General features: G+C 39.7%; 15 protein-coding genes. 5 read left to right on the top strand and 10 right to left on the bottom strand.

The genetic code is table 11. From position 1 onward, the window contains the following. Window positions 1–16 precede the first annotated feature (16 nt). The 7 genes from OIT90_RS04325 to OIT90_RS04295 form a co-directional block, all read right to left on the bottom strand. Window positions 17–1,054 carry a FecCD family ABC transporter permease gene (locus OIT90_RS04325; protein ID WP_039181233.1) on the bottom strand — a complete coding sequence of 346 codons (1,038 nt, stop codon included), beginning with the start codon at window positions 1,052–1,054 and terminating at the stop codon, window positions 17–19. Further along, window positions 1,047–2,063 (bottom strand): FecCD family ABC transporter permease, encoded by a 1,017-nt coding sequence (locus tag OIT90_RS04320; RefSeq protein ID WP_034282660.1) that lies wholly within the window; start codon window positions 2,061–2,063, stop codon window positions 1,047–1,049. The genes OIT90_RS04325 and OIT90_RS04320 overlap by 8 nt, the downstream gene beginning before the upstream one ends. 73 nt (window positions 2,064–2,136) lie before the next feature. Further along, window positions 2,137–3,093, bottom strand: coding sequence for an ABC transporter substrate-binding protein (locus OIT90_RS04315; RefSeq protein WP_039181238.1), 957 nt, complete (start codon window positions 3,091–3,093; stop codon window positions 2,137–2,139). Window positions 3,094–3,232: 139 nt separating this feature from the next. After that, window positions 3,233–4,141, bottom strand: coding sequence for an alpha/beta hydrolase (locus tag OIT90_RS04310; protein ID WP_474892285.1), 909 nt, complete (start codon window positions 4,139–4,141; stop codon window positions 3,233–3,235). 226 nt (window positions 4,142–4,367) lie between these two features. Further along, on the bottom strand, window positions 4,368–4,796 hold the full coding sequence (gene psiE, locus OIT90_RS04305; RefSeq protein ID WP_039181241.1) for a phosphate-starvation-inducible protein PsiE: 429 nt from the start codon (window positions 4,794–4,796) through the stop codon (window positions 4,368–4,370). Between the two features lie 37 nt (window positions 4,797–4,833). Further along, window positions 4,834–6,147 carry a HAMP domain-containing sensor histidine kinase gene (locus OIT90_RS04300; RefSeq protein WP_474892284.1) on the bottom strand — a complete coding sequence of 438 codons (1,314 nt, stop codon included), beginning with the start codon at window positions 6,145–6,147 and terminating at the stop codon, window positions 4,834–4,836. Further along, the gene (locus OIT90_RS04295; protein ID WP_341040805.1) at window positions 6,128–6,829 is read right to left on the bottom strand and encodes a response regulator transcription factor; all 702 of its coding nucleotides are present in this window, start codon (window positions 6,827–6,829) and stop codon (window positions 6,128–6,130) included. The genes OIT90_RS04300 and OIT90_RS04295 overlap by 20 nt, the downstream gene beginning before the upstream one ends. A gap of 250 nt (window positions 6,830–7,079) precedes the next feature. Here OIT90_RS04295 and OIT90_RS04290 point away from each other — a divergent pair, with 250 nt between their 5' ends. Next, window positions 7,080–8,282: a DUF418 domain-containing protein gene (locus OIT90_RS04290; RefSeq protein WP_474892283.1), complete on the top strand. Its 1,203-nt coding sequence runs from the start codon at window positions 7,080–7,082 to the stop codon at window positions 8,280–8,282. Window positions 8,283–8,365: 83 nt separating this feature from the next. On the opposite strand, the gene OIT90_RS04285 is transcribed toward OIT90_RS04290, so the two are convergent. Further along, window positions 8,366–9,298 (bottom strand): helix-turn-helix transcriptional regulator, encoded by a 933-nt coding sequence (locus OIT90_RS04285; RefSeq protein ID WP_474892282.1) that lies wholly within the window; start codon window positions 9,296–9,298, stop codon window positions 8,366–8,368. A gap of 82 nt (window positions 9,299–9,380) precedes the next feature. Between OIT90_RS04285 and OIT90_RS04280 the strand changes: the two genes are divergently transcribed. Further along, window positions 9,381–10,025 (top strand): FMN-dependent NADH-azoreductase, encoded by a 645-nt coding sequence (locus OIT90_RS04280; protein WP_474892281.1) that lies wholly within the window; start codon window positions 9,381–9,383, stop codon window positions 10,023–10,025. Between the two features lie 167 nt (window positions 10,026–10,192). Here OIT90_RS04280 and OIT90_RS04275 read toward each other — a convergent pair whose 3' ends face one another. Together OIT90_RS04275 and OIT90_RS04270 are read right to left on the bottom strand one after the other, a co-directional pair. Next, window positions 10,193–12,049: an alpha/beta fold hydrolase gene (locus OIT90_RS04275; RefSeq protein ID WP_427369172.1), complete on the bottom strand. Its 1,857-nt coding sequence runs from the start codon at window positions 12,047–12,049 to the stop codon at window positions 10,193–10,195. A gap of 57 nt (window positions 12,050–12,106) precedes the next feature. After that, window positions 12,107–12,673, bottom strand: a complete 567-nt coding sequence (locus OIT90_RS04270) for a TetR/AcrR family transcriptional regulator (protein ID WP_058838126.1) — start codon at window positions 12,671–12,673, stop codon at window positions 12,107–12,109. Window positions 12,674–13,189: 516 nt separating this feature from the next. Between OIT90_RS04270 and OIT90_RS04265 the strand changes: the two genes are divergently transcribed. The 3 genes from OIT90_RS04265 (at window position 13,190) to OIT90_RS04255 (ending at window position 13,777) form a co-directional block, all read left to right on the top strand. Further along, window positions 13,190–13,342, top strand: a complete 153-nt coding sequence (locus OIT90_RS04265) for a hypothetical protein (RefSeq protein WP_034325207.1) — start codon at window positions 13,190–13,192, stop codon at window positions 13,340–13,342. 22 nt (window positions 13,343–13,364) lie between these two features. Then, a complete protein-coding gene (locus OIT90_RS04260) occupies window positions 13,365–13,553 on the top strand; it encodes a hypothetical protein (protein ID WP_474892280.1) in 189 nt (62 codons plus the stop codon). Between the two features lie 68 nt (window positions 13,554–13,621). Next, window positions 13,622–13,777, top strand: coding sequence for an Arm DNA-binding domain-containing protein (locus OIT90_RS04255; RefSeq protein ID WP_080769795.1), 156 nt, complete (start codon window positions 13,622–13,624; stop codon window positions 13,775–13,777). Window positions 13,778–13,796 lie beyond the last annotated feature (19 nt).

Raw genomic sequence — 13,796 nt, 5'->3', positions numbered from 1 at the left:
AACCCCCATCTTCTGTTTATCGATTGCGCTGTTGATATAACAAATAAATAAAGAACGGTGCACCAATAGCTGCCGTAAATACACCTGCTGGGACATCTAACGGTAGAAATGCGGTTCTAGCCACAAGATCAGCCAGCATCACAAGAATACTTCCAACAAGCGCAGATGCTGGGACAAGTGCTATGAATGAACGTCCAATGATCATCCGTGCAACGTGCGGCGCCATGAGTCCAACAAATTCAATGCCGCCTGCAAATGCGACTGCAACACCAGCCAATGTCACACTCATCAGGAGAAAGAATAATCGTTTCGCCTGCACTTTTACCCCGAGACCTGTTGCAAGATCATCTCCAAGTTCTTTTACATTCATCGTTCTTGCTAACACCATGACAATCGGTAAAATAATCATCACCCAAGGAAGCATCGCCGTGACGTCTTTCATCGTAGAACCATATAAGCTGCCCGTCAGCCAGATATATGACTTTGTCGTTGTCATCGTATCACTAAGAACAAGCGTAAACGTCACACATGCCTTCATAATGGCAGAAATCCCAATTCCCATTAGGACAAGTGTGATCGGTTTGACCCCTTTTTTCCATGACAGCAAATAGATTAGGCACGATACCGCAAAAGCACCGGCAATCGCCCATAAGGATTGATAAGCAATAGGCACAGTGCCCATCCAAAAGACGATGAACATAATCGCACCAAACGAAGCACCACTCGTAATCCCAATGATGTCAGGAGATGCCAGCGGGTTGCGGATCAATCCTTGCAAAATAAGCCCTGATACCGCAAGGGAGGCTCCGACTAAGACAGCCAGCAGCGTTCGTGGAATCCTCAGCGTATTTAACACAAAGGAATTGCCCTCTCCCTGACCGATTAAATGAAGCAGCACATCCACCGGCTGAATGAACCGGCTTCCCATACTGAGACTGAGAATAAATAAACCAAAGGCAATGGCCGTCAATAAAAGTAAAATCAAAAATGTTCGCTTTGAAAATTGAAATGAAATGCGCCCGCCTTTAGAACGCACTGTATATGTTTTAGCCACCTGTCTTCAACCCCTTGCGCACGAGATAAACAAATAGAGGCGCTCCTGCTACCGCCGTCATGACACCAATCGGCACTTCCTGCGGCATGATCAGAAAACGAGCCGCCAGATCCGCGGCAAGTAAAAGCGACGCCCCCACAACGGCACAATACGGCAGTACCCAGCGGTGGTCAGGTCCGACAAGCTTTTTCACAATATGCGGCACAAGAAAACCAACAAAACCAATTGAACCGGCAACAGCGACCGAACCACCTGCTAAAAAGACGACGAGTACACCCATCGTGATTTTCAGCAGCAATGTACGCTGTCCAAGTCCTTTGGCAATATCATCTCCTGACAAAAGAACATTAATAGAACGTCCTAGAAGCAGCGCCACAATAGTCGCACCGAGAATATAAGGTAACACAGGGATTAACATATCAATGCTTCTTCCAGACACTGAACCAGCCATCCAGAACAAAATACTTTGAATCGACTGTTCATTCACGATTAAAAGACCTTGTGTAAAAGACGCAAACAGTGCAGATATCGCCGCACCTGCAAGGACAATTTTGACCGGCGTCAATCCATCTCTTCCAATGGAACCCAATAGAAAAACGAGCATCCCTGCAATCGCTGCGCCTAGAAAGGCTGTCCACATATAGCCTGTTAACGACTCTGTTGAAAAGAAAACAATCGAAATCACGATAAAAAAGAGTCCACCTGCATTAATTCCTAATAAATCAGGCGCCGCAAGCGGATTTCTCGTCAATGCCTGCATGAGTGCACCTGAAATCGCCAGGCTAGATCCAACGACCGTTGCGATTAATGCTCTTGATAATCTGGATGTCATGACAATCACACTGTTTGGATCCGATTCATCAAATTGAAGAAAAGCATGGATGGTGGCTTTGAGGGAAATTGAGGTTTGCCCAAGGGAAATACTGAGCATAAAAAAGACCAACATCAACACAATGAATCCAGCAAAAAGCAGTGCCTTGCTTGAATCCTTTTTTAATAAACTTCTCATCTAATTCCCGCTTTCAATCTGTTATGGAAAAAAGGAGAAAATGGTATGTTCACATTTTCTCCTCTGTTATGACTTATTTATCAATTCCTAGACGATCGTAAATATCATCAAGCATCATGTTTGCAGCGATAATACCGCCGCCCATGTTCCAAGTGATTTCATCTACTTTATGCACTTGTTTCGCTTTCACTGCATCAAGCTGCTTCCATAAAGGATGACTCGTCCACTCTTTATATGCTTTCTCAACCGCCTTATCTTGATCATCCATGAAGTAATAGATCACATCTGCATCCATTTGCGGAATGCTCTCTTTGTCTGTCAGTGTAATAATGTCTTGCTTTTTATCTTTGACATTCTTAGGTCCTTTAAAGCCTAACTCTGTTAAAATCGACCCTGCGAAACCAGTTTGATAGATTCTAGCATGGTCTGCACGGAAGTTGACCACAGACACACTCATTGGCCAGTTTTTGATGTCTTTTTTCGCTTTTTCTTTGAAGTCAGCGACGCGGTCATCCCACTTCGTCAGCAATTCTTTTGATTTGTCTTCCTGATTTAACGCTTCACCCATCAACTTCACTGTATCTTTAAAGGTGAACACTGTTTCTGTTGCAACAGTTGGAGCGATCTCTTGCAGCTGATCAAAAATTTGCTCGTGGCGGATTTTTGATGCAATGATCAAATCAGGCTTGAGCTTTTCAATTTCCTCTAAGTTTGGCTGTGTTTCCTGCCCAACAATTTTAACATCCTTTAAGTCATCTCTTAAATATTTATACGTAGGTGCTTCAAGCCATGATTCAACAACACCCACTGGTTTAATGCCCATAGCGACTGCTGCATCCGTTGCTCCTTGGTACAGCGTCACAATACGCTTTGGTTTATCCTTAATATTGTCAGTTGAACCGATAGCGCTTTCAACAGTCCTTGTTTTCTCTTTATTACCTGACTTGCCGTCACTGCTATTGCTGCCGCAAGCTGCAAGTAAAACGATGGAGAGCACAACTAATAGCGACCAAAAAGATTTCTTGAACATGTACCTCACCTATCCATTCTATATGTAGTCATTTCGTTTGATAACGATTCTCATTATCACATTATGATTTTATCATAGAAAAGGATGGTGTCAATGTAAATTTTTAATTAAATGGGAGAGTATTGACTAGTTGTTCATACTAAATAGAAGGATTCCACATTTGGATCGTCCTGCCAATCTGTTTTCCCGATTCTAGTAAAATCGACAAATGGGTATGTCCTTCCAGCACTTGATAGACTGATTGTTTTTTGATTGGTTCTTTCGGCAGCTCATGATAGGGGAGAAATGTCTCGACGTCATACAGCTCATCCTTGCTGCCTACAAACATGCCATACGGCCGATCCATCTTCGCAAATTGTTTCTTAGGTGCAGATGGTGTTAAGGCAAGAGATAGATTGACGGTGATAGTCGTTAACAGAAGCGGATCCTGCTCAACTGCCCATGCAGGATAATGAAAACGTACCGCTTCAGAATGACTCATTAGACTCCCTTTTGTCATCGCAGACAGAATGAACTTCCATACTTGAACGGTGGCAAAGGGAATTTGATCAGCCCTTGCAGTACCTGATTTATAGCCAAATTCAGGTGCAATAAAAAAATAACCGTCTACTTCTCTCTTTTTTGGCCAAGACAAGTAGTTAAGCAGCAGGCCCGCTCCCGAAGAATGGCCACAAAGGTAGATGGCACCTTTATGATCCTGTTTAATGGCATCCACAACCTGCGACATATCTTGCCATACATCCGTGACACTAGGTGTATCCCCTTTTTTTCCTTGTGAATGGCCATGGCCTCTTAGATCAAGTAAAAATACATTTACGTGAAAATCATGTTGCAGTGTGTAAGCGATATGCTCATAACCAGCCAAACTATGAGCACCACCGCCATGAATCAAGATCACATTGGCCTGCGTGTTCTTTTCTGATAAAAATGGATAATACGCAAGGCTTGTACCATCATGTGATGAAATGAATTGTCTTTCTGGAATATGTACAGAGGCTGCTTGTTGCATACTTGTAAACGAGAATGGTTCTGTCTTGGTGTGTGTCAATTGATTTCGCTCCTTTAGCCAGAAATGAGAATGACTAAGCCGAATTAGTCATCCTCCTTCCTGCATCCTATTCATTCATATCCTGCAGAGGGAAGGTCTTACTTTTTCTAAAGCATACCATAAGAACATGTCAATAAAGTCGGTGCTTTGTCAAACGCCTTTCATCATACTGTACATCTCTTTATGAATGCACAAAAGACGAACGTCCATCGTTCGTCTTCTTTCCTTACTTCACTTCCTCATGCTCTTGAGCAGCATCTCTTTTGCTCGCGATAAAGAGTGCACAGGTCATAGCAAGAATGGCCAGCGCCCACCAGAAGGTCGATACCGCCTCTTCATGATCAATGATAATTAAACGGATGACTGCTGTGATCCCTATATAAATAAAATAGCGAAGCGGAAAATGAAAGTTGGATTTAAAGTATTTAATAATTAAGGCAATAAACTCAAAGTACATAAAGAAGATCAGCAGTTCCCCAAGCATTCCATAATAGCTTTCTCCTTTGTTGAACAGTGTTTTATAAACAAATTGGACAATGTACCATGTTTCACTGATTAAGAGAACACTTAAAGCGATGGCCAAAAAGAACAGACAGATATTGAGAAGGCCTTGTAAGAGATCAGGTATCTTTTGGAAGTTGTTGAATCGTTTCATTGAGTTGTCTCTCCATTCCAGTATATTCATTGGTTTTCTACATTTTGATGTTCCAAAATCGCAGCACGATGTAGTAAACATCGTTCCTTTCTATCCTTTCAAACTGCCCGTGCATGCGGGTCATCATTCGTTTGATGCTTCGTTCACCAAGTCCATTGCTTTCCGGCGTGACCTTTGTCTCTTTTATCGCATTGCTGACATGAATCTCAAAGATTTCTTGATTCGATAAAAACGTGAGATTGATATCCTTTTTGGGATCTGCGTATTTCCGTAAATTGGACATCACATTATCAAATACTCGGCCAAGCAGCTCGACATTCACATTGATATAGTTGTCAGGCAGTTCTCCTAAAAGATGAACCTTAAAGTTCTCTTGATGCAGAATGGCCACCTGATCTGACAGGAGATCATAAATCACCTCTTTGACTGCAACGGTCTCAAGCTCAAATTCATGTTCTTTATCCAACAGAAAATAGGCAAACAGATTGTCAGACAGATTTTTTAATTGCAGTGCTTTCCCGTAGGCACTCGCTATATATTGATCTTTACGGGTATCCGCTCCAGTCTCTTCTTTTTTCGCAAACTCCAGATTCATCATCAACGACGTCAGCGGTGTCCTCATATCATGGGACATTTCGGTGACCAAGCTGCGGCTCTCTTCTTGCAGCACATCAATGGCTTGAAGCTTGTCTAAAAAGGCTTTTCGCAGATCCTCAATACTTTTGGCAATCATCGCTAATTCATCATGCCCTTTTACCGTCATCTCATAGTCCAGCTCTCCGCCTTCAAGAATATGAATCTCTTGATGAATCGTTTGCAGGTAGCGCAGACTTTTGCGAATGCCAAGAAGAACTATGAGGAGAAATATAAGCGTCGCCCCGAGCAGCTCGAGTGTAAAGGCAAGATCGTGGTAACGAGATGAATAGAAACCATCCACCATGACGCGGCCATTACCGTCGCTAAACTGAACCCGATACGAATGGTGTTCAGCGTACTGGGTCATCCTTTCTTTTCCGTACGCCGATTCATCGGCAGCGGAATAAATAGAGTCATATTGCAGCACTTGATCCTTGAAAATGGTCAAATTAATGTAATTCTCTTTTTTCACCCACTCACCAAACGCTTTTCGATCCGTTGAAGACAGCTCATTCTCAGACACGTAGCGGCTGAATTTTTGTATATACTTGGCTGACTCCTGCTCGTAATACTCGTCTGAACTCAAATATCCATCGATCAAATCATTGGTGATCTTTTGCAGTGTCAAAAAGACAATACCACTTACGATTGCAGCCGCCAAAATCAACAGTGCCAGCTTTTTGGCCAGTGTATATTTACGATGTGGATGTGCCAAATCGATATCCTCTTCCCCATTCAGTTTTGATATATTCAGGACGTGCAGGATCATCTTCAATTTTGGCTCGAAGCTTTCGAATATGCACCATCACCGTATTATTGGAACAATAGAAATAGGGCTGCCCCCACACGCTTTCATAAATATTTTGAGCAGAAAATATTTTGTTTCGCCTGCTCATGAGCAGCTTTAACATCCGATATTCTAGATCAGACAGCTTAATTTGCTGGTTTTCTTTCCATACTTCATTAAATTCTTCACTTACCTTCAGCTTGCCCCCAACAAGAAAGGTCTCTTCCTGCTCCTTTTTTTCCTGATAGACGGTATACCTGCGTAATTGTGCAATGACTCTAGCATGAAGCTCCTCTTCTGAGAAGGGCTTTGTCATATAATCATCCCCACCGGCAAGTAATCCTTCAGTTTTATCGAATGTGCTCGACTTGGCTGTCAGAAATAGAATCGGAACGTTAGATGAGGCTCTTATGTGCTGGCACGTTTCGATGCCTGAGAGCCCAGGCATCATCACATCTAAAATCACCAAATCGAGCGAATCATCCACAAACTTCAATGCTTGCTCGCCATTCATCGCTCTTAGCACCTCATATCCTGCACGTGAAAGGGATTCCTGCAGAAGGTCACCAATATCCTGATCATCTTCTACGACTAATATTCGATGGGTCATGTCTCTCACCTCATGTAATGTGATGCTCTTTCTTTTATGTCTTTACTATATATCATCTAGCTATGTGAAAAGATACAGCATAAACCTTAACAGTTTATGAAGTTGAGCATACGCCATCAATTTGTCACATTTATTTTCAAAAAATTGGATCTTCATAAATTGTTAAGAATTGAGCCGTATATTGATTCATTGTAAGGATCAATGAATTGATCCGAATGACATTTATCATAACAAGAAAAGGAGCATGGATATGAATGCAAACAAAGTAGCACACGGACAACCGATGAGTCTGCGAGAAAGGGTTCATTTCTTGGACATCGTACGAGGATTCGCCTTAATGGGGATTATTCTAGTCAATTACTTTTTGATCGTGGATTCGGCCAAGGGATTTGACATGCAGTCAAATGATGTCTTTCACAATGTGGTGAATTGGTTTGCCTCGGGGAAATTCATTACACTGTTTTCCTTTCTATTCGGGGTTGGTTTTATGATTTTTATGGACCGAGCTGCTCAGAAGGTAGACAGTCCGAACAAGCTGTTTGCCCGCAGATTAACCATTCTCTTAGGATTTGGCCTTCTGCATTTGACCTTTGTTTGGATTGGTGACATTTTGGCCTATTATGCAGTCGCTGGCTTTTTATTGCTTTTCTTTTACAAACGAACAGCCAAAACCATCCTATACTGGCTGATCACACTCTTTGTGATTCAATTGCTCACACCTATTTTCACGATGCTGTTCAATACCATGAACACAGCATCAGGCAAGCCGGATTTTGCTGATTTCGAGCTGACCAGCCACAACAGTCTGACTTATTTAGCATCTATTGGTGATCGGTGGACAGACATGGTCACAATGGCTTCCAGTTCTTTTTCCACCGTCTATTCTATGTTCTTCATGTTTTTACTTGGTGTGTATTTTGTGAGAATGAAGTTTTTCAAAAACATGAAGGCGAAAAAAGCGATTTGGAATCGCATTTGGGTCATCTGTACAATCGCGTTTCTCATCACACAAAGCAGTACGATCATTCTAGCGGTCAATCCTTTTGAAAATACACTCTGGGTGAACATTGCCACTGCTCTGGAACAAAACGGGGGATTCACTGGCAGTATGTTTTATATGAGTACACTTGCGATGCTGTTTCTGCACGTTCCTCAGCTGCGAGGTGCTTTGATGGTCTTTACCAAAGTCGGACGCATGTCACTGACCTGTTATTTGTTTCACTCCATCATTGGCACAATGCTATTTCTGAAATATGGAGCCGGACTTGCCAATCATCTTCAGCCAGCTGGCACGTTCATGATTGGGCTGGGGGTTTATGTATTCCTAGTGCTCTTCAGTACACTATGGTTAAAGCGGTTTAAATATGGTCCGATGGAGTTTATTTGGCGTCAGCTGACGTATGGGAAGGTCGATGATAAATCGAAAACAAGCACAATGCATGTGGCGAAGTAACTGACATCATAGTAGTTAAAAGGAGTGAGAAAAGGCGAACTTTAATGGTTCGCCTTTTCTGTAGTATATTAGTTTTTTGTGATTCAATACTGGTCAATCACTTCTCGCAATTGATTCAAATAACTTTCTTTCAATTCATCTGGGTATTCAATTTTCACATGTTTCCCGAATGACATCAAATAGTGTGTCATATATGATAATTCTTCTTGATTGTACCCACCCACAATATAAGGAATCTGATCAACGATCTCCAATTTCATATTTGGGTAATGATGCTTCAAAAACTTTTCTTTTCCTTGTTCCGTTAATCGACATTTAAATGAGATATCATGATAATTTTTTTCATATTCGAGTTGCAGTTCTTTTAATTCTTCCTTTGTAAATGTGTCTCTGATTTCTTCTTCAATCACCATGTCCTTCATAAAGTCACATCTATAGATGCCCCACTTTTTATTTTGAACATCATATGCTTGAGTAAACCAAATGCCATTTCGATAAAACAACTCAAGAAATTGCAGCCTCATCCATTTATTTTCATATTGAGTGTACGTCAGCTTCACTATTTGATCTTCCATCATCGCCTGTAAAATCAATTCCAAATGATTTTGTTCACTAACTGGTGCGACATTATAATAATGAATCACATCCAAAGTCTCCGTAATCATTTGCTTTCTCTCATCAGACATTGTGGCAAACAGCTTTTGCCGAATTTGTGAGTAGGATTTTTTAAATGGTGTTGCTGACACCAGGTCTAGCGCTTTAAGAGCGAAAAAAATAGCTTGGACTTCTTCTATATTGAAATAAATAGGAACCAATGGAGATTGATTAACCAATCGATATCCTCCGTGTCTGCCATTTTCAACGTAAAAAGCTAAGCCCATTGACTCTAGCTCTTCTATATCCCTTAAAGCCGTCCTTTTAGAAATGCCAAATTCGCATTGTAAATCCTTTAACTGAAAAAAGTGTTTATCATTTAAAAAAATAAGTTCTTGGTTTAATCGTTCTGATTTTTTCATTTGTTTTCCCTCTTAAAAAGGTGACTTCTTTTGTCACCTTTATCATTTATACTCAGCTTATCAAAAGAAAAGGAGCATGTACATGCAAACATTAATTATTAACGCGCACCCAGATTTCACTCATCGAGAAAGTTATTCAAACAAACTGCAAACACTATTTTTAAAACAGTTTAAAGAAAGGTTTCCTCATGAAGAACCAACCATTTTGCATTTATATGGAACTGAAATTCCTCGTATCGAAAAAGAACAGCTGCTAGGAATTTGGGATAAGCAAGCATCCAAACAAGCATTAACGGCTGCCGAAGAAAAAATCGCCGCTGCGTCATCTGCTTTATTGGCTCAATTCAAAGCACATCATCGAATTGTGATCGTGTCACCTGTTCATAATTTCAATGTGACTTCACGAATGAAAGATTATATAGATAATGTCTTTATTGCGAGAGAAACGTTCAAATATACAGAAAATGGTTCTGTTGGTCTGATGACTAACGATTATCGTGTACTTTTGCTTCAAGCAAGCGGCTCAATTTTCACAAATAACGATCGATATACATCTCTGGAATTTTCGCATCATTACCTAAAAGAAATATTCCAAAACTTGATGGGCTTTCAACAATTTCATATTGTCCGAGCACAAGGAACAGCGATTTTAGAGCAAGATGCCATCTTACAATCCGCATCTGATGATATGACGAAAACCTTAGAGGAGTTTTATGCACCTAGTTAACTTCTATTTAATCAAAAAGACCCAAAACGAAAAATCGTGCATTTTTTGATAAAAATCACCTTTTTCGTTTTAGGGTGCTATAAAATCTTTCAGTTGATGTACATCGGCGAGACCCCAAGCACTGCGACTTCATTTCAATTACGACATACTTTATTTATGCCACATTCTCAACTGCTAGTAAGACTATTATTTATAACCAATACTGCCGTTTCACGCGGATGGCTAAGAGGAAAATGATGGCCATACGGAACTAAATCAACCTTACCAAGATGCGATGGAGCAGAATAGCCTTTGTCATACTCCCCCCAAATCATGTGAAGATTATGCTTTGTTGCTTCATTGAAATCACCGTGATCGTTTTTCAATAGTAAATGGCTAAGCTGAACCGTCGTATTTAAAATTCTAGGAGAAGTAAAGCTGTTTCTGATTTTTTCAATATAATGTTCAGGGATGCTCTCCGTCCTTTCAAACAAACCATTACTTAATAAATAACGCTCTATCATTTTAGAAGTTGCTAATTTTAATGTCCATTTGTTCATCCATTGTGGAACATTTAGCGATTTAGCATTTTCTTTAGCAACAGGCGGCTGAAGTAAAGTGATTGAATACTTCTTATCTATGTACCCTTGTCCCAATGCTTCAAGTAAGATAAATGCACCGAATGAATGACCAATGAGATGTGCACCATTTGTCGCTTTCTCAAATAACTTTTTCACTACATTCAAGTAGATATCTAGAAGGTTTTTCTCTCGTTTAAAAGGAGATCGTCCCAAGCCAGGAAGATCCAAGATCCATACAGGTTGACCCGTTTTTTCATGAAGCTCTTGCGCTAAAGGAAATAAATCCTCTCCATCACTCAATAAACCATGTAATAAAATAAACGGTTTCCCTTCTCCTTGTAATTGGTAAAGGGTGTTGTTATCGCATAATGTTCGCTCAAATACATGATAATGCTCACCATGTTGATCCATCATTCGATAATCCAGATCAGCTACTACGGCAGGGATAAAGTTCATGACACTCGTCTTCTTAAACCAATACCCTCCCATTATGTTTTTCACTGAAGCATTTGAAAATGTTCGTTTAGTCATAAAATTGAGTCCATCAGAAGGAATGTTTGTTATTTTACTTACTCCACTTTTCATTATTGTTTTCATAAGCGGCATTGGGACAGAGATTTTGGGTGCCCTCATATTCATACTTTCCGACATCACACTTAATAATTCAGCAATGTTCGGATCGTTCTCTTTGTCTTCAACAAGTGTATATGTTTGAATAGCCGGCTGTTCGATCCTGAGAACCTGCACAATAAATTTTGCAAACTCATCGTTTGAAATCAGTGGCAGCCTATATCCCTTACCTCCAGGAATCACCGGCATGAGCCCTCTTCGTATACTCGTCACAAGCAAACCTAATCCTGCTATCTGCTCTGTACTCCCTGTTTTACTACTGCCGACTATAGTTGGCGGATTAATGACAGACAGCGGATAACCTAGTGCTGTGGCCTGTTGACGGATATAAAGGTCTGCTAAAAATTTTGTTCTCTCATATGGATTTTTGATTTTCAAATAATTGTTTCCTTCTTTAAACACATCAATGGCAATCCTGCTATTTTCATCATCAAAGGGACTCATATAACCGACAACATGAATAAAATGCTGCAAGCCCTTCAATTGATGAATACTTTTAGCTAATTCACCAATATATTTGGCGCCATTTAAAAAGACGGAAGCTGCCTCGTTACTTGTCGCTTGAATATCCATGGGGCCTCCTGCGTGAATCAGCACATCCGTTTTCAACACCATCTCCATATCTTTAGCACTTAGACCTAAATCTACTTTCGTTAAATCACCTTCAATAAAGTGCATCACTTCCTGTTTTAAAATGCCTCTTTCTTGAAAAATACGTGTTGCTTTACTTTTCGACCTCACTAAAAGAAGAATGTTCACATCCTCTTTGGCTAATTCTTCGACTAATTGCTTTCCAATAAAGCCTGTTCCACCTGTTAAAAATACTGTTTTCATATAAAGTCTCCTTTTTAGTACTACTTAGTACTAATTTGATGTAAAAAAAATGCTTCTTTATCGAAGCAAGTTAAATAAATGATCTGCTGTTTTTGTGATGACAGTGGCATCCTTCAATGTTTCTGAAATAAATAACGCTCCTTCAAGATTTGTAATAAAAAGTGATGCCACCTCATCAATATGAATCGTATTTCGGAATTCCCCGCTCTCTACACCTTGTTTCAGTAATAGAGAAACTTTCTTTTGTAATCCTGTGAAAAAAAGACCTATTTTTTCTTTTATTTGCGTGGCCTGTGCAGGACTTTGAATATAAAGAGTAATAAATGGACAGCCGCCCTTATACTCTCTCGACTGAACGCCTTGTGATAATTGCTTTAAAAACAGTTGGATACGATCTTCAACTGAAAATTGGGTCTGAGAAATTACGTCGTCTATTGCAGCTTGATACATGTCAATCCAATAATCAACGACCCCTGCTAATAATTCCTCCTTATTAGAAAAGTGATAATACACATTAGACTTTGACACTTTGCTTACACGTACCAATTCATCCATACTTGTATAAGCAAACCCTTTTTCCAAAAATAATGTTGCAGCTACTTCAAGCACACGTTTTTGATTCATTAATTTTACCTTTGTCATAATTAGAACTATACAGTACTAATTTAAATGTTGCAAGTATTTATGTTCATTTAGAAATAAGTTTGATTCCACAGAAAAATATGATGGCTTTAATGATGATGATATTGGAGGGATGGATCTGACTTCACGAACTAAATACATCTGTCGTTTCATCATGAATGTGAATAAGAGCCATTTGTTGAGGATGAACACTGTATATCTCTCCACATTCACATAAAAAAACACAACGCCATGAAGGCTTAATTAACAAGTGGTATCACTCGAAATTAAATGCCTTCAAAAAGCGTTGTGCATCAATATTCTTTATTAACCAATAGAGCCTTCCATTTCAAACTTAATTATTTTTGGGAATCACACGAAAACATACGTTCTCTTGTTGGTGTGATTCCTGCGGTTTATATTTGTTTTACGTCATATAAAATAATAAGCCGTCATATGTTTGTGGGTGTTTTGTGGGTGTACCCACATAAATATATATTAACGAAGGAAGTGAAATCCATGAACATAAATAAAATAAGATCATTCCTTTATAAAACATCAAAATACTTGGGTGACGTCAATGCCGTTCAAAAAGGGACTATCGGGAAACGTATCATGCGACGTGCTGCGGGTAAAGCATCCGGCAAGCTAATGAAAAAGATATTCAAATAAGATAGTCCGAGGTGGTGATTTCATGAATGATCTTGAGAGGAAGCTATACAGGATCATCTATAATATGAGCCGTTTTAGACGAAACCCAACAATACAGGACCTGAAAAGGAAAACGGGGAAAGATGAAGCATCTATAAGAAAAGCCGTTGAAAATCTAATGTCCCGAAAAGAGCTTACTTGGGATAAAGAGAAAAGAGAATGGCGGTTCTGATTATATTGCTTTTTATGGAATATTAAGTAAAATAAATTTATTATATTGCGGAAACAGGAGGAGAAAACATGATTAGTGTAAAACCATGTGGAGACAACACATTTTCGTATATCCTAGAATCACTCGATAAAGCAACAGGGAAAAGAAAAAGGATTGTTCGAAAAGGGTTCAAAACAAAAAACGAGGCAATGAAAGCAGCAGAAGCAAAATTAAAAGAAATGTAGATTCTGAAAATAATGTTCA

Source organism: Bacillus sp. ABR, from assembly GCF_056172715.1.
This window is presented reverse-complemented; position numbering and strand designations above follow the sequence as displayed.